The organism is Sneathiella aquimaris, assembly GCF_026409565.1.
In the GTDB taxonomy this organism is placed as follows: Bacteria; Pseudomonadota; Alphaproteobacteria; order Sneathiellales; family Sneathiellaceae; genus Sneathiella; species Sneathiella aquimaris.
Window position 1 is genome coordinate 3,069,265 of sequence record NZ_CP112881.1, and the last position, 20,017, is coordinate 3,089,281.

The 20,017-nt window shown below is 48.4% G+C and carries 18 protein-coding genes; 7 read left to right on the forward strand and 11 right to left on the reverse strand.

Translation table 11 applies throughout. From position 1 onward, the window contains the following. Nucleotides 1–1,230 carry a mechanosensitive ion channel family protein gene (locus tag OIR97_RS14405; protein WP_169542949.1) on the reverse strand — a complete coding sequence of 410 codons (1,230 nt, stop codon included), beginning with the start codon at nucleotides 1,228–1,230 and terminating at the stop codon, nucleotides 1–3. Between the two features lie 120 nt (nucleotides 1,231–1,350). Here OIR97_RS14405 and OIR97_RS14410 point away from each other — a divergent pair, with 120 nt between their 5' ends. After that, entirely contained in the window at nucleotides 1,351–3,795 is a 2,445-nt protein-coding gene (locus OIR97_RS14410; RefSeq protein ID WP_169542950.1) for a methyl-accepting chemotaxis protein, read from the forward strand. Nucleotides 3,796–3,828: 33 nt separating this feature from the next. Here OIR97_RS14410 and OIR97_RS14415 read toward each other — a convergent pair whose 3' ends face one another. The 3 genes from OIR97_RS14415 to OIR97_RS14425 are packed head-to-tail and all read right to left on the reverse strand — an operon-like array spanning nucleotide 3,829 to nucleotide 5,687. Continuing rightward, complete coding sequence (locus OIR97_RS14415) at nucleotides 3,829–4,860, reverse strand: threonine aldolase family protein (protein ID WP_181017825.1); 1,032 nt, start codon at nucleotides 4,858–4,860, stop codon at nucleotides 3,829–3,831. Between the two features lie 26 nt (nucleotides 4,861–4,886). Further along, nucleotides 4,887–5,312, reverse strand: coding sequence for a M67 family metallopeptidase (locus tag OIR97_RS14420; protein WP_169542951.1), 426 nt, complete (start codon nucleotides 5,310–5,312; stop codon nucleotides 4,887–4,889). 12 nt (nucleotides 5,313–5,324) lie between these two features. Next, nucleotides 5,325–5,687 carry a hypothetical protein gene (locus tag OIR97_RS14425; protein ID WP_169542952.1) on the reverse strand — a complete coding sequence of 121 codons (363 nt, stop codon included), beginning with the start codon at nucleotides 5,685–5,687 and terminating at the stop codon, nucleotides 5,325–5,327. A gap of 42 nt (nucleotides 5,688–5,729) precedes the next feature. Between OIR97_RS14425 and OIR97_RS14430 the strand changes: the two genes are divergently transcribed. After that, on the forward strand, nucleotides 5,730–6,704 hold the full coding sequence (locus OIR97_RS14430; protein ID WP_169542953.1) for an RluA family pseudouridine synthase: 975 nt from the start codon (nucleotides 5,730–5,732) through the stop codon (nucleotides 6,702–6,704). 117 nt (nucleotides 6,705–6,821) lie between these two features. Further along, nucleotides 6,822–7,700, forward strand: coding sequence for an RNA polymerase sigma factor RpoH (gene rpoH / locus OIR97_RS14435; RefSeq protein WP_169542954.1), 879 nt, complete (start codon nucleotides 6,822–6,824; stop codon nucleotides 7,698–7,700). Nucleotides 7,701–7,765: 65 nt separating this feature from the next. Here the strand turns inward: rpoH and OIR97_RS14440 are convergent, their stop codons facing one another. The 7 genes from OIR97_RS14440 to OIR97_RS14470 all read right to left on the reverse strand — a co-directional run bounded on the left by OIR97_RS14440 (nucleotide 7,766) and on the right by OIR97_RS14470 (nucleotide 16,288). Next, a complete protein-coding gene (locus OIR97_RS14440) occupies nucleotides 7,766–8,125 on the reverse strand; it encodes a putative quinol monooxygenase (RefSeq protein ID WP_169542955.1) in 360 nt (119 codons plus the stop codon). A 68-nt stretch (nucleotides 8,126–8,193) separates the two neighbouring features. Next, complete coding sequence (locus tag OIR97_RS14445) at nucleotides 8,194–8,691, reverse strand: hypothetical protein (RefSeq protein ID WP_169542956.1); 498 nt, start codon at nucleotides 8,689–8,691, stop codon at nucleotides 8,194–8,196. A gap of 8 nt (nucleotides 8,692–8,699) precedes the next feature. Continuing rightward, nucleotides 8,700–10,751, reverse strand: coding sequence for a serine/threonine-protein kinase (locus OIR97_RS14450; RefSeq protein ID WP_169542957.1), 2,052 nt, complete (start codon nucleotides 10,749–10,751; stop codon nucleotides 8,700–8,702). A gap of 183 nt (nucleotides 10,752–10,934) precedes the next feature. Continuing rightward, on the reverse strand, nucleotides 10,935–12,227 hold the full coding sequence (locus tag OIR97_RS14455; protein WP_169542958.1) for an adenylosuccinate synthase: 1,293 nt from the start codon (nucleotides 12,225–12,227) through the stop codon (nucleotides 10,935–10,937). A 25-nt stretch (nucleotides 12,228–12,252) separates the two neighbouring features. Beyond that, nucleotides 12,253–13,395 (reverse strand): ATP phosphoribosyltransferase regulatory subunit, encoded by a 1,143-nt coding sequence (locus OIR97_RS14460; RefSeq protein ID WP_169542959.1) that lies wholly within the window; start codon nucleotides 13,393–13,395, stop codon nucleotides 12,253–12,255. Nucleotides 13,396–13,514: 119 nt separating this feature from the next. Further along, nucleotides 13,515–15,092, reverse strand: a complete 1,578-nt coding sequence (gene serA, locus OIR97_RS14465; RefSeq protein WP_169542960.1) for a phosphoglycerate dehydrogenase — start codon at nucleotides 15,090–15,092, stop codon at nucleotides 13,515–13,517. A gap of 26 nt (nucleotides 15,093–15,118) precedes the next feature. Beyond that, the gene (locus tag OIR97_RS14470) at nucleotides 15,119–16,288 is read right to left on the reverse strand and encodes a phosphoserine transaminase (protein WP_169542961.1); all 1,170 of its coding nucleotides are present in this window, start codon (nucleotides 16,286–16,288) and stop codon (nucleotides 15,119–15,121) included. A gap of 212 nt (nucleotides 16,289–16,500) precedes the next feature. Between OIR97_RS14470 and OIR97_RS14475 the strand changes: the two genes are divergently transcribed. The 4 genes from OIR97_RS14475 (at nucleotide 16,501) to OIR97_RS14490 (ending at nucleotide 20,009) form a co-directional block, all read left to right on the forward strand. Continuing rightward, nucleotides 16,501–16,980: a DUF1203 domain-containing protein gene (locus OIR97_RS14475; protein ID WP_169542962.1), complete on the forward strand. Its 480-nt coding sequence runs from the start codon at nucleotides 16,501–16,503 to the stop codon at nucleotides 16,978–16,980. Nucleotides 16,981–17,146: 166 nt separating this feature from the next. Continuing rightward, nucleotides 17,147–18,226, forward strand: a complete 1,080-nt coding sequence (locus tag OIR97_RS14480) for an aminotransferase class V-fold PLP-dependent enzyme (protein WP_219821530.1) — start codon at nucleotides 17,147–17,149, stop codon at nucleotides 18,224–18,226. Nucleotide 18,227: 1 nt separating this feature from the next. Continuing rightward, entirely contained in the window at nucleotides 18,228–19,400 is a 1,173-nt protein-coding gene (locus tag OIR97_RS14485; protein ID WP_169542964.1) for an aminotransferase class V-fold PLP-dependent enzyme, read from the forward strand. 162 nt (nucleotides 19,401–19,562) lie between these two features. Continuing rightward, complete coding sequence (locus tag OIR97_RS14490) at nucleotides 19,563–20,009, forward strand: hypothetical protein (RefSeq protein WP_169542965.1); 447 nt, start codon at nucleotides 19,563–19,565, stop codon at nucleotides 20,007–20,009. Nucleotides 20,010–20,017: the final 8 nt, after the last annotated feature.

The following is a 20,017-nucleotide window of genomic DNA, read 5'->3' on the forward strand; positions in this document are numbered from 1 at the left end:
TCAGGTGCTTCCTTCGTTCCCCGCCTGAAAAGCCTGCACCTCGCTCGCGGACTTTTTTGACGCCTCAGATGGCGGAATATAGGCTTCTGGCTGATCAGCTTCAGTCCCTTGATAAATAGACATGGACGGAAAGGCGAATCCAGTGCCCGCACCTTCAACGATCTGTTTAATCGCATGGGCAAAGTCTTGCTTGATATCCAACCATTCCCCCCAATTGGTCGTACGGGTAAAGCAATAAATCATGATATCGATGCTACTTGAATTGAAACTATCAGTGACCACAAAGAGTGTCGCTTCATCGGGTTGCGCAAAATCACTATTCCCAAGCAGATATTGTTTTATCTGCCCGGTAATTTCCTGTAACTGTGCCACTGATGTTGAATATTCAACGCCAATTTTCCAGTAAATCCGGCGATGGGTCATTTCAGAAAAGTTGGTCACGGCTTTATCAGCAAAAACAGCATTCGGGACAATTGTCGCAGCTTTGTCAAAACGTCGTATCATGGTCGAGCGAAACCCAATTTTCTCGACCGTTCCTTCGACAACACCGGTCACCAACACCCAGTCACCGACATGAAAGCGTTTTTCTGCCAGGATTAAAAATCCGCTGATCAGATTTTTAAAGAGATCCTGCGCACCGAGGGCGACCGCGACTCCAACAAGACCAAAACCGGCAATAATCGGGCCAACTTTAATCCCCCAAAGCTCTAATACTGTCGCCACGCCAATGCTGATGATAATCCCCTTCAACACTTTCAATAGGAAGGAAACCATCTCGGCTGAGAAAACTTCTTCCAACCGACCCAAAAGAAATGTGAGAGGATTTACCAGACAATAAAGGCCCCAGAAAAGGTTCACGACAACGAGTGAACGCACAACATCTTCAGCAAAAAGATCGATGCCGTCTTTATCTGCAAGACCACTGATTTCAATTGCAAAATAAACGCCAATGACGACCGGTACGAAGCGGATGGGTCCTTCCAGTGCCTCGACAATTTGGTCATCAAGCCGGTTTTTGGTTCTGCCCGTGAACCGGACTAATCGGTTAATGATAATGCGTGTGAAGACACCTCGTAATCCCAACGCAACAAGAAGTATCCCGAGTGCAGGTATTAAAGAATTGAGATCCAGACCTAAATAACCTGACGTCCAAACATCTTTAACAATATCCCAGAATTTCAATAAGCTTTCCTGCACTGACTTTCCCCTTTCTTGATAACTAAGGGTCATATTTCGGCCCCCCCTTCGAAAGTGTCAAGCGTGTAGAGAGAAATCGCGGTAAGAATTTAGAAATATTTATCTAATATTATTTCTTTTTTATAAAACAATTTATTTTATGAGATTTTCAATATGTCATTAGACAAAGCCAAATCCCTGTTGCGCACACTTCTACCGCCCTTCTCCGGAAAAACGCTTTTCTGGACACCCAGAAAAATACTGGTGGTTCTGGCTGTGACAATGTCTGCTGCTCTCATGTTCGGACAAATTAAAGTCTCTGATAATTTCATGCTTTTTTCATTAGATGTTTTCCGCAACAACTCCGCCGAAACCCTTAAGCATTTGGTGAATGATCGGATCAGGCTACAGTATTCAGAAAAGTTAAGCCCTCATGTGGGGGACTGGTCGCGTTTCAGTCTTTTGGTAAAGGCAGTAAAAGAAAAAAATGAAAAAACGATGACCGCCGCTGTTACCAACTTTCATGATGATAAAGTCTTCCGAAATGGGGAATTCTTTTTGGTGACAGCAAACGTCTTTGACAAAGACATGAACAGAATAGCCACATCGTCCTTGGGAAAGGGAGAAACACTCACCAAAGACACGGCCATACTGAAACAGTTGCAGGCTCGCGAAAAGGCCGACCAGAGGCAGCAATTCTCATATTACTGGCGCTCTGAACAGGGGCTACCCGTTCACAGTGTAATCGCACCGATTGGCGGCTTTCGAATTGCCGGATTTATTGAAATCGTCACTAATCCGCTGATGCATCTCAAAGGACTAGCTGAATATCTAGATGGTGATCTGGTTTATAGAAGTGTGAACGGTAGTCTATTGTTAGAGGATAATTTCCGAAATTTTACGTCCTCATCCAATCCTGAGGCTTTACCGCAATCAAATGAACACCCTTCACAAGAGGGCACGGGGGAATCAGCAACAAAGGCTGTAGCCGACACAGCAGACACAGCAGACAAAGAGACTGCCGGATCACAGGACGTGCAATTGAACAGCCTTGATATTGATATTCCTGCATCTAACGGGGATGTCTGGGCGATCGCCACTTTGACCCGGGATGTCAGTCGTTTCGCACAAGAAAGTGAAACCATTCGAAATTCAGCCCTGATCTTTATTTTTGGTGGTGTTGTTATCGCGTGGGCAGTGGGTGCGTTACTCCTCAAGTTTTCATTGTTTGGAAAACTGCAATCCTTTGCCAGAGCGCTTGGCGAGATCAGCAAGGGCCGTACCGATATTCCGTTGCCTCGCGTTGGTAAGGATGAATTCAAAGAAATGCTGGATGCTTTAACTGCTTTGCGAAAAAGCGTTGAAGACAGCTTTCAACTCCGCCACATGATAGAGTCAAGCCCCGTTGCGACCGCGCTGGTTGGAATGAAAGGCAGCATCTATTTCGTCAATGCGGCAGGACAAAAAACGACCACAGATGATCATGAACCTGAAAAAATATGGGATGCAATCGGTGTTGACGCAGAGAAACTGGCGCCTATTTCCGACGCCAGTAAATTACCCCATTCTGAAATCATTTCAATTGGATCTGAACTCTATGAATTAAGGCTCGCTGCTGTTGAAAACCCGGAAGGAAAACATGTTCGAACCATGGTTTCATGGGAAAATGTGACAGAACAGGAAACCATCGCAGCCGAGATAAAACAGCAACGTCAGCAAGCCGAGGAGAGGGCAGAAGAAATCAGCCGTCAAAAGCTTAAAGACGAGAAACGATCACAGCAGATCGAAGAGCTTATTCATGAATTTGACGCGTCTGTCGAAGGCATGATGCAAACTGTTACAAGTTCTGCCGAGAACGTGAAAAACAATTCTCAGAGCATGTGGTCAATGATTCAGGAAACAGTATCCAAATCGGCCCATATGAACGCGAAATCTGCTGAAACATCAGACAATGTCAGTCATGTGGCCAAAAATGCCGAAAATCTGTCTTCAACAGTTGGCAATATGCGCCGAGGGGTAAAACATTCAACCGAAATCAGCCGAAAAGCGGCCGAGCATGCCAGTCAGGCCAACCAGACGATTAACGGGCTGGCAGCAACCGCCGCAAAAATTGGCGAGGTTATTTCTTTAATTGAAAATATAGCCAGCCAAACCAATTTGCTTGCGTTAAATGCCACGATTGAAGCGGCCCGGGCGGGTGAAGCAGGAAAAGGATTTGCTGTGGTTGCCTCTGAAGTCAAAAGCCTTGCCAGCCAAACTGAAAAAGCGACTGAAGAAATCTCAACGCAGATCACAGATATTCAGAATGCCACCAGCTCTACTGTGAAAATGACAGAAGAAATTACCGAGACAATTTCCCTGATCAACCAGTCAATGGATGAAATTGAAACAACACTGGGTGAACAGGTAAACGTCATTGATGAAATCACAACAACAGTCGATCAGGCGTCCAGTGCGACGCGGGATGTGTCCGTAACCATCGCCGAAGTGGAAGATGGGGCGAACCGATCTGAAGGAGCAGCACAGGAACAACAAAATTCAGCGGATCACATGTCCAGAGAGATTGGCAATCTGTCGAACACGATCCGGGAGTTTTTGAATAAAATCCGGGCAGCCTAGGCTGCCCTGGATTGCCTCTGCTCTGGCTGGGCGTTAAGCACAAACGATGTCAAGAAACTGGTCGACATCGTCAGCCGTTGTATTCCACGATGTGACAAGGCGCACTCTTGCCTGATTCCGGGTGCCCATCACATAGAAAAGAATTCCTGCCTGTTCCAACTGATTGACGATTTCCTCAGTCAGATGAACAAAAACGATATTTCCTTCAACCGGAAATTCAGGCTGAAACGGGCTCATTTTTTCCAGCCCTTCTGCCAGACGCCTGGCCATAGTGTTTGCCTGAGACGCCAGCTTTAACCACAGCTGGTTCTCAAGATAGGCTTCCAGTTGGGCGGAAAGATACCGTTGTTTCGAAAACAGGTGCGCGCCTCTTTTCCTCCGAAATTCGAACTCTGCGGCTTTTTCCATATCAAAGAAGATAACCGCCTCAACCGACATGGCTCCATTTTTGGTTCCACCAAACGACAAAACATCAACACCCGCCTTCCACGTAACATCCGCAGGGTGACAATTAAGGGATGCAATCGCGTTGGCAAAACGTGCGCCATCCATGTGAAGCCCAAGGCCGTGCTCTTTGGCAATATCTCCAATTTTTGACACCTCTTCAGGCGTATAGACGGTGCCACTTTCAGTTATCTGGGTCAGACTGATTGCCGCTGGTTGCACATGATGAACAACGCCTTTCCCTGCTGACAGAAGGGCTTTTGAAAGTGTATCCGGATCGATTTTCCCATTCTCTCCGTCCAGTAGGGCAAGCTTGGCACCGCCTGAATAGAACTCGGGTGCACCGCATTCATCCTCCTGAATATGCGAACCGCTATGACAGTAGATAGACCCGTAAGGCGGCGTCATCGTTGCCAGTCCGAGGACATTGGCCGCAGTTCCCGTCGCCACCGGAAAAGCTTTCAAATCACAACCAAACAAGGTTCTGAACGCATCTTCCATACGGCGGGTTGTGTCATCATTTCCGTAGCCTAATCTAGGCCCATTATTTTCGGCAGCAAGCGCAGCCATAAGTTCGGGGCAGACGGGAGCCGCATTATCACTTGCGAAATTAATAGTCATTCCATTTGTCCTTCTAAACTCTGCTTTTATGCGACCCGTAACATAATCGGGCGAAATCCCTGCCCCTCTGCCTCCGGTTCAAAAGCGTTCAGGTTCTCGATCCCTTCCTTACAGGAAGAGGCAATCAACCAGATCAGGGATGGCTCATAAATCATGCGCTCATCCGTTTTGGAAGGACGTGCATTACCCTCCGGATGGGTGTGAAATACTCCAAGCAAACACTGATCGGTTTTTCTGATTTCTTTTTCAACCGCGATCCGCTTTGCGGGATCCACCTCGAAATACCGAAATGGGTCTTCCGCAATGTTTTTTGACAACACCACAGACGAAACTCTTGCACTGTACTTCCCTGACTTTTCTCCGACAAGCAGTGCGCAGGCTTCTTCCGGAAAACATTTGGCGGCGTGGGAAGATAACAGGTCATAATCTGAGGCAGAAAGTCTGATTTCCATTTGATCCTGTCTTCAAAGACGAATACGTCCGATTTCTTCACCAGACTTCTGGCTCAGGATAACCACCACTTTAGGCGTTGCTTGATCGGTTCCATAGATCACCAGTAAGCGGTCATCCGATATGGTCACTCCGATGGCACTCATGCCTTCAGGCGCCTTTATGTCAATGTCACCAAACTTCCGTTGAACTACAGACAATGCCTGCGAGACGGCAAGCGGCGCCTCAGCTGTCTGCGCTGCTTCTGCCTGCGGGGTCGCGGTTGCCCGTTTATACAGGATAACGCCAATCGCGGCAGCTACCCCGATGATCAGTATCCCCAGAATAATTACTACTGATTTTAAAAAAGTAGTGTTCGGAACTTCTTCTTCTGTCATAACAGCAACCATAATCATTATTTATAAATCGGTGCTTCCCATATGCCATCACCTGAAGGTACACATCAAGTCGAAGTTTCAGAAAGCGACGCCGGAGAGCGTCTCGACCGCTTTCTTGCAGAACGCCTCGGAGGACTTTCAAGAAACAGGGTTAAGCCTTTAGTCAAAGATGGCCACTGTTTCTTTGAAGGCACTGCCATCACGGATCCATCCAAACGTGTCAAACCCGGTGAAATATACCAGATTACAGTGCCGGAAGCATCGGATCCGGATCCCATTGCGCAAGATATTCCTTTGGATATTGTCTTTGAAGATGAGCACCTGATTGTCGTCAATAAGCCCGCCCGAATGGTTGTTCACCCTGCCGCAGGAAACTGGACAGGAACCTTGGTAAATGCCCTTCTTTTTCATTGCGGCGATACGCTATCCGGCATTGGGGGCGTCAAACGGCCCGGAATAGTCCATCGCATCGATAAGGAAACAAGCGGTTTGATGGTCGTGGCCAAAACGGACCAGGCACATCAGGGGCTTGCTGCGTTATTCGAAAAGCATGATATCGAACGAACGTACCGGGCCATTGTCTGGGGCCGGGTTTATCCTCCTAAAGGTCAGGTGGAAACCAATATTGGCAGAGATCCACACAACCGAAAACGTATGGCTGTCATGGAAGGTGGCGGTAAATGGGCCCTTACCCACTATGAACTTGAAGAAAATTTTGATGATATCGCCTGCCTTGTAAAATGTAATCTGGCAACTGGCCGCACCCATCAAATCCGCGTTCACATGGGCCATTTAGGGCATCCACTGGTCGGAGACCCGGTATACACCCGCCCTAAACTCAGCCGAACAAAATCATTGCCAGACGCCCGGCAGAACGTCATTCGGAAATTCCCCCGGCAGGCTCTGCACGCACAGACACTCGGTTTTGTGCATCCCGTCACTGACAAGCCCTTGAAATTTGACGTAGAATTCCCATCTGACATGAAGAAACTACTCTTTGCGTTCCGCGGAAAGTAGTTTTAGTCTTTTTTATCCTGTTTTACTTCAGATAACAGGGTTATTGGGGGTCCCAGAAAACTTGGCTTCTTAAGCAAGTAAAGTGGACTTGCCGCATGGACAGAGAGGAATTGGACTATGGCGAATACACCGATGCCGACACTTACCCCAGAGGGGGGGTTGTCCCGCTACCTGCAAGAAATCCGTAAGTTTCCAATGTTGGAGCCGGATGAAGAATATATGCTGGCAAAAGCATGGCGGGACCGCGAAGATTCTGAAGCTGCTCACAAAATGGTAACCAGCCACCTGCGTCTTGTCGCGAAAATTGCGATGGGCTACCGTGGGTACGGGCTGCCTGTTGGAGAACTCATCGCCGAAGGGAATGTCGGCATGATGCAGGCCGTCAAACGTTTTGAGCCTGAAAAAGGGTTCCGTTTGTCTACTTATGCAATGTGGTGGATCCGCGCTGCAATACAGGAATATATCCTGCGCACCTGGTCTCTTGTGAAAATGGGAACAACCGCGGCTCAGAAAAAGCTGTTCTTTAACCTTCGGAAAATCAAAGGGCAGATCCAGGCGATTGACGAAGGCGATATGACCCACGAACAGGTAAAAACAATTTCAACAAAACTTGGTGTTTCAGAGACGGAAGTCATCAATATGAACAGACGCCTGACTGCGCCTGATCACAGCCTGAACTCACCCATGCGCGCTGATAGTGAAGGCGAATGGATGGATTGGCTGGAAGACGACACCCCCGATCAGGAAACGGTTTATGCCGAGAACGAGGAGCTAAAAAGTCGCCGGGCAATGCTTGAAAGTGCAATGGATTGCTTGAACGAACGGGAAAAACACATCTTGACGGAACGGCGTCTTCGCGAAGACCCCCTTACATTGGAAGATCTTAGCCAGGAATACAATATCAGCCGTGAACGCGTCAGACAGATCGAAGTGCGGGCATTTGAAAAAATTCAAAAGGCTGTAAAAGCAAAAGCTCTGGAAGAGAGATTGAATTAACGTCTCTCTCCCTTAACGTTGCAAAACATTGAAAGCGGCTGAGAAATCAGCCGCTTTCTTTAATTTTAGCGGGAAAACCCTGCTGCCGATTTCATGGCAACATATCCCATTGGCTTCATCGCGTCGCAGACCGCATCACTGGGCTCACCGTAGAGCGTGCATCGAAACGGTTTAAGGACACCCATAAACTGTTTCGCAAATTTTGACCCAAAATTCCCCATATGGATCATGGCTGCATCGGAAGAAGCGTATCGTTCGAAAATATGGCAGATGGTTTCGTCTTCGCTAAGAGACCATTCGTAATTCAGCGCTCCAGGCTCATCTTCCATTGTTGCAGATGACATTTCCTGCATCAGGGTCTTTAATTCTTGTAATTTTCCATCGCGAACATTCGCTTCAATAATCCAGTAAACATGATCTGACATTTGCTTCCCCTGATTGGTTTTGGATTTTCTTTGATCAGGGGATATTAGTACAGACGATATAAAAAAAACTATTTCTTTGTTCCATTATTCTTACTGGCCGGCTGGATTTTTGCGTCTTCAATAATCTGCCCACCCCATTCTTCGATCAGTTTCGCGCGCCGGCGATGCAGTCGCTTGACCACCTGCGCCGCCTGCACTTCATAGACACCTTGGACAAAAATCGGGACCCCCCATAACAGAAAGCCCGCCACGCCCGCACTTCCGAACATCAGCAACCACATATAAGGGTCAGAAAGAAGGCGCACCGCCTGATTAAGCGTATGCCCTCGATCCCACAAAAAGCCGACAACCGGTAATACACCAGCCAAATTACAAGCGAACATGGCCGCAATGCTGCCGCGAACTTTTGATGTGTTTAGAAATATCGCAATGACGCTGGGGATCATGCCGCATGCCAGAACCAACATTGTTGGCGGGGCAACAACAGAACACACTCCGATGAAAACCATCAGCGGAAATAAGGAAGCACTGCGACTAGCACCTTTTGATTTTGATTTTGCGGCCATCTTATCCTCTAAACGAAATACATGTATGAGAGCCCCATACTGGCCAGCAGTGCGGAGATGGAAATGACAGAGGCGATCCACTGACCATATTTTTGGGCGGCGCGTTTTCTGTATTCCCGCCCCCCTTCCAGGGCTCCAATACTGTTTTCAACAGCAACAAATGCCTTAATAGCTTGCTCATACTCTTCCGCATCCCGGCGCAGGTTATTTTTTAGGTCCACTGCTTTCAGAATTTTTTCGATACTGCCGGATTCTTTGACTTGATTATACTTTGACTTCACATATTCCCGGCGGATATCAGAATGAATGCTATTTATCAAAGGCTTAATCACTTCCCCCACCCATAAGCACATACCCGGCTTTGGACCGGGGCTCATCATGTTTTGCATTCGGGCAAAAAGATTGACCAGCCTATAAACATGCTCAACCGTTCCTTCTTTTTCATTGCCGACTTCCTGAACGCTTTTAAACAACCGCTTCGAACGCGCTGCAATAAAGGCGGCAATATGCCTGTCATACGGTTTGATTTTTCCATTATTTTTAAGGGCAAGATGCTCAAGAACGTCCATCAATTGAACCGTATCTTTTACGTGGCATCCTCCCAGGGATGTACTCAGGCAAGAGATGGTCGAGTTAAGTTCATACAGGCATCTTTCCAGACCAAACCCGACTTGCTCTTTTTTCTCCATAAAGCTGAAACATTCGGTGGCAAGCCCAAGCTTCATCCACCCTTCGCCTCGCTTCCGCTCGCCACTTCGCTTTCCGCTCTCACTGTAAATAATATCCAGCAGTAACCCGCTTTCCAGAATTTCGGCCAGCGTATTTTTTATACTGCCTCCAACCTGAAAGGCATAGGCTATCAAGCCGCTCATCCCCCCTCTGGAAAAGGTGACGTCTCGATACCAAAGCGACCCTTGCCGGTCTAAAATCGCAGCGGCGCGGGAGATTGCCTGAATTTCATTCCGGCGCAACCCTCTGGACGTGTTCCGTGCCCGCGAGACAACCTCGGCGAATTGTGCCCCCGCCTCTTTGTCATTCAGCGAGTTTTTGACCCAGCTTTCCAGCTTTCCGTTTTCCAGCATCACATAGCCTTGAGACGGACGCCGGCATAAGGCCATGGCCAACAAGCGCGGAGAGACATATTCAATTTCTTCAAAAACAATCGGGCCAGGGGCTCGCCGATCACCAAATCCGGGACGGGGACGCTCGTAAACACCATCTCTCCAACGTCTCAATACCTCTACATTCCAGCGCCGCGTCGGGTCATCATTAAGCAGCCCTGCCAATAAAAAGCCAACCCGTGTTGATGCCGGGATTTTCGGAACAAGAACCGCATAACTACCATGCTGCAATTTTGCCGCATAAAGTTCACTTCTTGATCGCCCGGCACCTGGAAGAACTCCACCTAACAAATGAACGATCAACACTCCAAGCGCATAGATATCAGCCATGACGGTGGCGTTCCCACGCCCATATTCCATTGAATTCGCGCTCTCAAGAGGTTCATAGATATCCGGTTGCAACGAGCCAGCTGGACTGGTGACACACTCACCAAGAACAAGCCCGAGATGGTTGTCATCCATGTAAAAGAGGTTGTCAGCACGAATAGCCCGATGACTTTCCTCACGCTCCGCGAAATCCAGTATGGTATCCAGAACACGCGGAACAATTTTATTCAAGACATCCTGTTCTTTCAACGGGCCTGTTTCAGACGAAAATACCCGGCCATGAACGGGCAGATCAAAAACAAATACATACCGTATGTCCGCAGGCCCAAACGAAACCAGGCCATGGGAGTGCAACTCAACCATACCTGGCGCACTTCTGGCTGTCAGGCGCTGCGCGAGTTCTTCACGGTGGGGAGTGCCAGGGTCCGAAATTAGCGCGTACAGAACGGCGCTTGAATTTTGAAGGTCATCAACGGCATAAGCCTTATTGTTCCCACTATCCATATGCGGAAGCGGGTTCATCAGCAGGATCTTAAATCGCCCTCGGAGCATTCCAAGGGTCTTATCCTGCTTTTCATTCTTACCAGAATTTTCGTTCTTCTCAGATGCCATTGACCCAATTAACCAAACTTTTTACCACGCTATAAAATGGCCAATTGATCTTAATATGAAGTTAAGTCAGGTAAGGAATTTCGCGTTTTCTTCGGGAATAGGAAAGATATCTAAATCGTTGACACGCCAATAAAAAAGGCGGCCTCGATAAGACCGCCTTTAAAAAATCATGAAACCGGTTTCCTAGTCGGAAAAAGGATCCCGAACCAGAATGGTATCTTCGCGCTCAGGGCTTGTTGAAACCAACGCAATCGGTGCCTCAATCAACTCCTCCACCCGGCGAATATATTTAACGGCTGTCGCCGGTAGATCGTCCCAGCTACGGGCGCCAAAAGTACTATCTTTCCAACCTTCCAGCGTCTCATAAATAGGCTCTACTTTGGCCTGATCAATCATATTTGATGGATAATAATCCAATGTCTGATCTCCCAGACGATATCCAACACAGACCTTCAATTCATCCATGCCATCCAGAACATCCAGCTTGGTCAGGGCAATACCGGAAATACCGCCCGTTTTAACTGCCTGACGAACCATAACAGCATCGAACCAGCCGCATCGTCTTTTTCGGCCCGTGACAACACCAAACTCGCGTCCGCGTTCACCAAGTCCCTGCCCGACTTCGTCAAGCAGTTCTGTTGGAAACGGACCTTCACCAACCCGGGTTGTGTACGCTTTGGTAATACCAAGCACATAATTCACAGCGCCCGGACCAACACCACTTCCAACAGCAGCCTGTCCGGCTAACGTGTTTGATGATGTGACAAACGGATAGGTGCCATGATCATTGTCCAGCATTGCGCCTTGAGCGCCTTCAAACAAGACCAGCTTACGTGCCTTGCGAGCTTCATCCAACCGGCGCCAGACAATGTCCGAAAACTCAAGAACCTCAGGCGCAATTTCCAGTAATTCTGTCAGAAGTTTATCGCCGTCAATGGGGTCTGCCCCCAAGCCTTTACGCAACGCATTATGATGCATCAACAATGTCGCGATCTTATCTTTAAGCAAGGCTTCATTTCCAAGATCACTCACACGGATGGCGCGACGGGCGATTTTGTCTTCGTAAGCCGGCCCAATACCGCGGCGTGTTGTTCCAATTTTCACAGCCGCGGTTGCATCTTCGCGAAGCGCGTCCAGCTCGCCATGCAAAGGCAGGATGATGGTCGCATTTTCGGCGATTTTCAAAGACTCTTTGTCAATGACAACACCCTGCGCGCGCAAAGTGGAAATTTCCTTCTTCAACGCCCAAGGGTCGATAACAACGCCATTGCCGATGATGGACATCTTGCCGCCCCGGACAACACCCGAGGGCAGAAGGCTTAGCTTGTACACGTTACCATCAATTACGAGCGTGTGACCTGCATTATGACCGCCCTGAAAACGCACAACAACATCTGCTCGTTCAGAGAGCCAGTCCACAAGTTTACCTTTGCCTTCATCCCCCCACTGGGATCCGACAACTGCTACATTCGCCATAATACCTAAGTCCTTAACTACTGAGTTATAGGGTGATTTCTGTACCACTCTCTTTAACAAAAAGATGAGTGCATCCGAGGCGCGTTGCCTCGACTTCGTTCTTCTGTTCCTGTTTCAAACCGCAAACCGTGATCCAGCCATCAACGCGATACTGCCTGGCTTTCGCCCGGTCCGTTCCAAACGGAATATAAATCTTCTTCTCTTTCTTTCTCGCTGGAACCGCCCGCAGAACGCTATCCAGAAAAAGAGTAAATCCTGTTGCCGTTTCGCCGTCTACCAGATGATATCGGCCCCCGCGCCCCAATTCACCACGCACATTTCGGGCAAACAGGGTAAAACTTATTCCGGTTTGATATTCAAAGCCCCGATACTCGCCCGGATCAATCGTCAATTCGAGATCCGGAGACGCTTCCTTCAAGGTTTCAACCAAGATCTGAAGATCTTTAATCTGCCGGGACGACTGTTCTGGCAGGTCAAGGGTTGTCAATTTTTTAAGGGCAAGATCGGCAGGGCCTGCTGCATGCAGCAGACTATTCAGGATCGGTGAAAGCACGTCGCCAAAATTATCAAGGACGGCCGCGTCCTTTTGATCGAGCGCCTCACGCGCCTCCTTGGTTTGCTCGGCATCGATCCCCAATTCCTGGCAGATGGTCGGAAGCAATGTCGGTAAGGTTAGATCAATGGAACATTCGTCAATATGCAGCTGATCCAGTGCTTCAGCAGCAAGAAGAATGAGTTCTGCATCTGCTGATATTTCCGGGGCACCGATCAACTCGACACCGGCCTGTGCAAACTGGCGTTCGGGTCGAAGCTGGCTGCCATAAACCCGAAGAACCTGTCCTGCATAAGACAGTCTTAATGGTCTGGCTTCCTGTTTCATACGGGTTGTTGCGACACGCGCAACCTGCAAGGTGATATCGGTTCGAATACCCATCATTCGATGGGAAACCGGATCCATCACCCGAAACATCTTGGAAGACAGTGCTTCGCCTGCACCTTCCAGAAGATGTTCTTCAAACTCGATAAGAGGAGGCTTAACCCTTTGATAGCCGTTTGCAGTGAAAACACCCATAAGGGCCTCACTAACCTCGGCTTCGGCGGCGGCGGCGGGCGGTAACATGTCAGCCAATCCAGCTGGCAGTAGCCCTTTTTTGGAATAATTATTCATCACATGGGCTTATAAAGCATATTTCACAAGAATGTGCCAACAAGAACAATAAAGAAGCGGCACTTTTTAGGTGCCGCTTCTTTATTTTTACCGTTCTTTTGCAGAAAACTGCTGTTTGATTAGAACTTGAGCGATTTTACCTGCTCAACATGGGACAAAGATTGCACCTCTGCGAGCGTTTGAGCGGACAATTCCGAATCTATTTCGATCAGGGCGATGGCTTCACCCACCTCAACATTACGGCCAAGATGGAAGGTCGCGATATTAACACCAGCGGAACCAAGCAATGTTCCAAGAGAACCAATAAAACCAGGTTTATCCTTATTGGTAACATACAGCATGTGCGGACCGAGTTCTGCTTCCATGCTGATCCCTTTGATACTGACAATGCGCGGACTTTTATCACCATACAGAGTACCCGCAATGTCGCGGCTGCGTTGTTCCGTTGTAACTGTGACCCGGATCAGTGTCTGATAATCATCCGCCTTGTCATTAATGCTTTCCATGACGTCGATGCCGCGTTCTTTTGCAACAACGGGTGCGTTGACCATATTAACACTATCAAGCAATGGACCCAATAACCCTTGCAGAATGATGGATGTCAGCGGCTTGATGTTCAAACCTGCCGCCTGACCTTCATATTCCACATGAACTTTTTTCAGGCCGCTTTCCGTTACCTGACCAGCAAAACCACCAAGCTGTTTTGCAAGATCCATATAAGGCTTCAGCTTCGGTGCTTCTTCCGCCGTTACAGAAGGCATATTCAACGCATTCGTCACAGACCCCACCAGAAGATAATCTGCCATCTGTTCTGCAACCTGAATGGCTACATTGACTTGTGCCTCATTCGTTGAGGCTCCCAAATGTGGTGTACAAACAACATTTTCGACACCAAACAGCACATTTTCAGTCGCGGGCTCTACCGCATACACGTCCACAGCCGCACCGGCAACTTTACCGCTTACAAGGGCAGCTTTTAAGTCATCTTCGACGATCAAACCGCCACGGGCACAGTTGATGATCCGTACACCATCTTTCATTTTGGCAATATTTTCGGCATTGATGATATTGCGCGTGCCATCGGTAATTGGCGTGTGCAGAGAAATGTAATCCGCTTTCGCGAACAGTTCATCCAGCTCTACTTTTTCAACGCCTAATTCCACAGCCCGTTCTGGGGACAGAAACGGATCGAAAGCCACAACTTTCATCTTAAGGCCAATGGCACGATCAGCAACAATCGAACCGATGTTACCGCACCCGATAATACCAAGTGTTTTACCATAGAGCTCAACACCCATGAATTTGGATTTCTCCCATTTCCCGGCCTGCGTTGACTGATTGGCGGCAGGGATATGACGAGATACGGCAAACATCATGGCAATGGCATGCTCGGCCGTTGTAATTGCGTTTCCGAACGGCGTGTTCATGACGCACACACCAGCCGCCGTTGCCGCGGGAATATCAACGTTATCGACACCGATACCAGCGCGTCCAACAACCTTAAGGTTGGTTGCCGCTTCAATGATCTCTTTCGTTGCTTTTGTCGAAGAACGAATTGCCAGCCCGTCATACTGATCGATACAGGCTTTTAATTCTTCCGGGCTCATACCGGTGATTTCGTCAACTTCTACACCGCGTTCGCGGAAAATTTCCGCAGCTTTTGGACTCATCTTGTCGGAGATAAGGACTTTAACCATTTTCGTGATCCTTCCTGGAAGGCAGATTATTTCTGGAAATTTTTCTTCAGTTCGGCATAGCCCCAGTCCAGCCAAGGCATCAGGGCCGCCAAGTCATCGGCTTCAACCGTTGCACCTGCCCAGATCCGAAGACCTGCAGGCGCATCCCGGTAAGCACCAATGTCCAAAGCTGCTCCCTCTCCTGCAAGAATGGAAACCAACTGTTTCGCAGCTTTCGCCTGATCGTCTTCAGACAAACCAGCGAACCAGTCATCTGTAATTTTCAAACAAACAGAACTCGGGCTTCTGATCTCTGGGTTGGTTGCCAGATAATCAAGCCAGTCTGACTGTTCAACAAAATCGGAGATAACTTTGGCGTTTGCAGTTGTCCGGGCAATCATACCCTCTTGACCGCCAATGCTTTTCGCCCATTTCAAAGCATCCAAAACATCTTCAACCGCCAACATGGACGGCGTATTGATTGTTTCACCTTTGAAGATACCGTCAATCAGTTTGCCGCCTTTCGTCATGCGGAAAACTTTTGGTAATGGCCAGGCGGGGGTATAGCTTTCCAAGCGTTCAATTGCACGAGGGCTTAAAACCAGCATCCCGTGGGCAGCCTCACTGCCTAACACCTTCTGCCAGGACCAGGTCACCACATCGAGTTTTTCCCATGGCATTTCCATGGCAAAGACAGCCGATGTCGCGTCACAGATTGATAGACCTTCCCGGTCGTCTGCAATCCAGTCGCCATTTGGCACGCGAACACCAGATGTTGTTCCGTTCCAAGTGAAGACGACATCCCTATTCCAGTCAGTCGCGTTCAAATCCGGAAGCTCACCATATCCGGCTGTCACTACTTCCGCATCGGCCAGTTTCAACTGTTTGACAACATCTGTTGCCCAACCGGAACCAAAACTTTCCCACGCAAGAATTGTTGAAGGGCGTGCACCCAACAGCGACCATAACGCCATTTCAACAGCGCCGGTATCTGAACCCGGAACAATCCCGATTTTGTAATCATCTGGAATGCCCAACAGCGTGCGATGCTCATCAATCACAGCTTTCAGGCGCGCTTTTCCTTCAGCGGCCCGATGAGACCGGCCGAGAAATGCATTTTCAAGAACTTGGGGGGACCATCCGGGGCGTTTTGCGCAAGGGCCGGATGAAAATAGAGGAGAGTTAGGGCGTCTCTCCGGACGCAATTCTTCTGTCATAATAAACTAAACCTTCCAGTCTAGAGCATCCCGGTGGGGGGATGTGGCCCGCCGCAGACATTAGGGATCGAAATCAACTTGTCAATTAATTTTTGCTGCAGCGCGAAAAGAATAATCTGACGGAGAAAATTTGATCTCGAATTCCGGATATTTAATAACCTTGAAATCAGGAAACTCCGGGAACCCAGAAATCTAAATTCAAGAGGTCCTGCATGAGCTCAATAAAATACACCCCCTTGCCACCTGAAATTGTAGAAAAACTGCGAACGAATGGCCGTGATGCTCATGGCAACCCACCCGAGCATTTCATCTCTGACGGAGACGGGCTCCCCTGTCGTCATTGCCTGAATTTTATCGCTCAGGGAGAGCCGTATCTTGTCCTCTCCTACAAACCTTTTTCAACGAGCCAACCCTATGCCGAGCAAGGTCCTATTTTCCTGCATGCCAACAAATGTGATTCTTTTGACGCCTCACAATCCCGGCCTCCAATCCTTTCAGAAAACGGTGCCATTCTGATCCGGGGCTACACTGATGAGGAGAGAATCATATATGGAACGGGCCAGATAATTGCTAAACACGATCTGGAAAAATCAGCGGCGGCCCTGTTCGATCGCGCGGAAGTCGCGTTTATTCACGTTCGCTCAGCGACCAATAATTGTTTTCAATTTCGTGTTGATCGCACACCTAGCTAGCTTAAGATCAAGTTTATTGTCTTCGATACAATAAAAAGACTAAAAAAAATGCTGGATATACATCAAAATTGCCCCTTACTTGCTAAACTTGAGGTGCCTGATGTTATCCAGCCAACGCTCCCTTTTCGATATACCCGATGATATTTGCTATTTTAATTGCGGATACATGTCCCCGCTTTTGAAATCTGTGGCCAAGGCTGGTGTTGAAGGAGTGATGAAAAAGGCCACCCCATGGACATTGACACCTACAGATTTTTTCACTGAATCCAATGCAGCCCGCAACCTGTTCGCTCAGTTGATAAATGCTAAGGCTACTGACATCGCCATCATTCCATCCGCGTCTTACGGTATTTCAGTAGCAGCGAAAAATCTGAAGATAGAGGGCGACCAGCATATCCTTGTGCTCAATGATCAGTTTCCATCCAATATTTATAGTTGGCAGGAACTCTGTAAAGAAACCAGCGCGCACATCAAGACGATTGCACAACCCTTGGATCATGATTGGACATCGGCTGTTCTGGGCGCCATTACGCCGAAAACGGCAATTGCCGCCCTTCCCAATTGTCTTTGGACAGATGGTGGTTTACTGGATCTTGAAAAAATTGGCGAAAAACTCCGCTCGGTTGGAGCAAAGCTTGTCCTTGATGTCACACAGTCCTTGGGGGCCATGCCATTGGACATCCAAAAGGTTCAACCGGATTTTCTAATCGCAGCGTCCTATAAGTGGCTTTTGGGTCCCTATTCCGTCGGGTTTCTGTATGCAGCTCCGCACCAGCAGAACGGATTACCGATTGAGCATAACTGGCTGAACCGAAAAGGATCTGAAGACTTTTCAAAACTGGTTGATTACCAAGATGACTTTCAGCTGGGCGCCGTTCGTTTTGACATGGGCCAGCGTGCAAATTTCGCGTTAATGCCAATGGCCGTTGAAGCCTTGCGACAAATCCTTGAATGGGGGGTCGCTGAAATATACGAAACATTGACTCACCGAACCGGTGAAATTGCTGAATATGGTACAAAACTTGGCCTGGCCTCAGTTCCTCTAAAATACCGGGCTGGCCACTTTTTAGGTCTTGAGTTTAAGGGCGGTGTCCCGGAAACCCTGTTAAAGCAACTGGCAGCGGATAATATTTTCGTGTCAGCACGTGGAAACTCTTTAAGGGTTACACCGCATCTTTATAATACTGATCACGATGCAGACAGGCTACTGAACGCTTTGAAAAAACATCTGGGAAAGATATCCTGACATGACGCTTGATCTTAACAAAATCCGCCAAGATACCCCCGGCACACAAAACCATATTCATCTTAACAATGCGGGTTCAGCCTTGATGCCCCTGCCGGTATACCGTGCTGTTGTTGACCATCTTGACCTGGAGATGGAAATCGGGGGTTACGAGGCCCACGCACGAGCCCAATTTGCCTATGAACGGGTATATGATGCTCTCTCAGAGCTGATCAATGCAGAGCGGTCAGAAATTGCGTTGGTTGAAAACGCTACAGTCGGATGGCTTATGGGGTTTCATGGACTGCAATTTAAAGCTGGTGACCGGATTCTGACGGCCGAGGCTGAATATGCCAGCAATGTGATTTCCTATCTCCAGGTCAAACAGAAGTTTGGTGTTGAAATTGACGTTGTCCCCAGTGATGAAACCGGGCAAATCGATGTTCTTGAACTGGAAAACAGAATCACGGATAAAACCAGACTGATTTCAATCAGCCATATTCCAACAAATGGAGGATTGATCAATCCTGCAGAAGCCGTGGGCAAAATTGCTAAGAAATATAACATCCCATATCTTTTGGATGCCTGCCAGTCTGTTGGACAAATCCCTGTCGACGTTGAAAAAATCGGCTGTGACATGCTATCTGCAACAGGCCGAAAATATTTGCGAGGTCCCCGCGGTACAGGCTTTTTGTATGTTCGAAGTGGCTTCCTCGAATGTCTGGAACCTCCGTTTCTAGATTTACATAGCGCAACATGGACGTCTCACGACAGTTACGAAATGCGGAGTGATGCCCGGCGATTTGAAAACTGGGAAAGTAATTTTGCGGCGCAAATCGGATTAGGGGTTGCTGTTGACTACCTTCTGGATATCGGGGTAGACGCAGCTTCTGACAGGCTTTGTGCCCTGGCGGCAACAGCGCGGGAGCAACTGTCGTCTCTCAACGGCGTAACCGTTCAGGATATTGGCCAAAAGAAAGGCGGTATGGTCACTTTTTCCCACAATCGGCTTTCAGCGGAAGAAATCAAGGCCGCCTTGGCGCGCGATAACATCAATGTATCAACCTCTTCGGTTTCGTCGACCCGTTTCGATATGGAACGTCGCAAGTTACCAACCTTGGTACGCGCATCTTTCCACTATTATAACTCTGAAGACGAGCTTGCGACTTTCATTCAGAAAGTTGCAGCCTTATAAGCCCCAAATCGATGCAATTTTCCAGTCTTCACAATTCCGTCAGAAGACTGGAATTGCTTGGGTTTTAGGCATAAATTAAGAGTTTGTTAAGGAATTTATATTAGGAATACGGTACTTAGCCAGAAGGCGAACAACGGTATAGAATTTCCGAAAGGTGAGTATATGTTACCCACATCCATTGGCTCCCAGACAGGAGGCATCCAACCTTCTGTACTGGTTCAGAAGCCAGAAACGGACCAACAATTTGCGGAAGCCGAAAAAGCAAAAGCAGCAAGCCCTGCGCCGCAAAATACTTCGCAGCCCCCTGTACCAGCCACAACGGGAGTCTCGATCTCCGTTGAAGCGGTGACCGCCCTACAACAGGTACAAGAAGCAAATACAACTGAAGCCCGCAATGAAGTTCGCCGTGATGACGCCTCAAATGCACAGGCATCTGTGCAGCAACAGCAGCAGTCTGATCAGGTAACTGAGCAACAGGCAACCCGTTCCGATCAACCTGTACAGCAGGTAACAGAAGATCGATATGAGGCCCGCGCCGAGATCGCTTCAGGTGAAGAGACAGACGGTGCCGGTCGTTCCGCACGCAATCCGTTAAACCTCCAGATTTAATCCAGGCC

What these genes read in the sequence shown, in the direction of transcription:
- OIR97_RS14470 (WP_169542961.1), bottom strand. Translation starts at nt 16,288, where the DNA reads ATGACAGAAGAATTGCGTCCGGAGAGACGCCCTAACTCTCCTCTATTT.
- OIR97_RS14455 (WP_169542958.1), bottom strand. Translation starts at nt 12,227, where the DNA reads ATGGCGAATGTAGCAGTTGTCGGATCCCAGTGGGGGGATGAAGGCAAA.
- serA (WP_169542960.1), bottom strand. Translation starts at nt 15,092, where the DNA reads ATGGTTAAAGTCCTTATCTCCGACAAGATGAGTCCAAAAGCTGCGGAA.
- OIR97_RS14410 (WP_169542950.1), top strand. Translation starts at nt 1,351, where the DNA reads ATGTCATTAGACAAAGCCAAATCCCTGTTGCGCACACTTCTACCGCCC.
- OIR97_RS14430 (WP_169542953.1), top strand. Translation starts at nt 5,730, where the DNA reads ATGCCATCACCTGAAGGTACACATCAAGTCGAAGTTTCAGAAAGCGAC.
- OIR97_RS14480 (WP_219821530.1), top strand. Translation starts at nt 17,147, where the DNA reads ATGTCCCCGCTTTTGAAATCTGTGGCCAAGGCTGGTGTTGAAGGAGTG.
- OIR97_RS14415 (WP_181017825.1), bottom strand. Translation starts at nt 4,860, where the DNA reads ATGACTATTAATTTCGCAAGTGATAATGCGGCTCCCGTCTGCCCCGAA.
- OIR97_RS14405 (WP_169542949.1), bottom strand. Translation starts at nt 1,230, where the DNA reads ATGACCCTTAGTTATCAAGAAAGGGGAAAGTCAGTGCAGGAAAGCTTA.
- OIR97_RS14460 (WP_169542959.1), bottom strand. Translation starts at nt 13,395, where the DNA reads ATGAATAATTATTCCAAAAAAGGGCTACTGCCAGCTGGATTGGCTGAC.
- OIR97_RS14440 (WP_169542955.1), bottom strand. Translation starts at nt 8,125, where the DNA reads ATGTCAGATCATGTTTACTGGATTATTGAAGCGAATGTTCGCGATGGA.
- OIR97_RS14490 (WP_169542965.1), top strand. Translation starts at nt 19,563, where the DNA reads ATGTTACCCACATCCATTGGCTCCCAGACAGGAGGCATCCAACCTTCT.
- OIR97_RS14420 (WP_169542951.1), bottom strand. Translation starts at nt 5,312, where the DNA reads ATGGAAATCAGACTTTCTGCCTCAGATTATGACCTGTTATCTTCCCAC.
- OIR97_RS14425 (WP_169542952.1), bottom strand. Translation starts at nt 5,687, where the DNA reads ATGACAGAAGAAGAAGTTCCGAACACTACTTTTTTAAAATCAGTAGTA.
- rpoH (WP_169542954.1), top strand. Translation starts at nt 6,822, where the DNA reads ATGGCGAATACACCGATGCCGACACTTACCCCAGAGGGGGGGTTGTCC.
- OIR97_RS14485 (WP_169542964.1), top strand. Translation starts at nt 18,228, where the DNA reads ATGACGCTTGATCTTAACAAAATCCGCCAAGATACCCCCGGCACACAA.
- OIR97_RS14450 (WP_169542957.1), bottom strand. Translation starts at nt 10,751, where the DNA reads ATGGCATCTGAGAAGAACGAAAATTCTGGTAAGAATGAAAAGCAGGAT.
- OIR97_RS14445 (WP_169542956.1), bottom strand. Translation starts at nt 8,691, where the DNA reads ATGGCCGCAAAATCAAAATCAAAAGGTGCTAGTCGCAGTGCTTCCTTA.
- OIR97_RS14475 (WP_169542962.1), top strand. Translation starts at nt 16,501, where the DNA reads ATGAGCTCAATAAAATACACCCCCTTGCCACCTGAAATTGTAGAAAAA.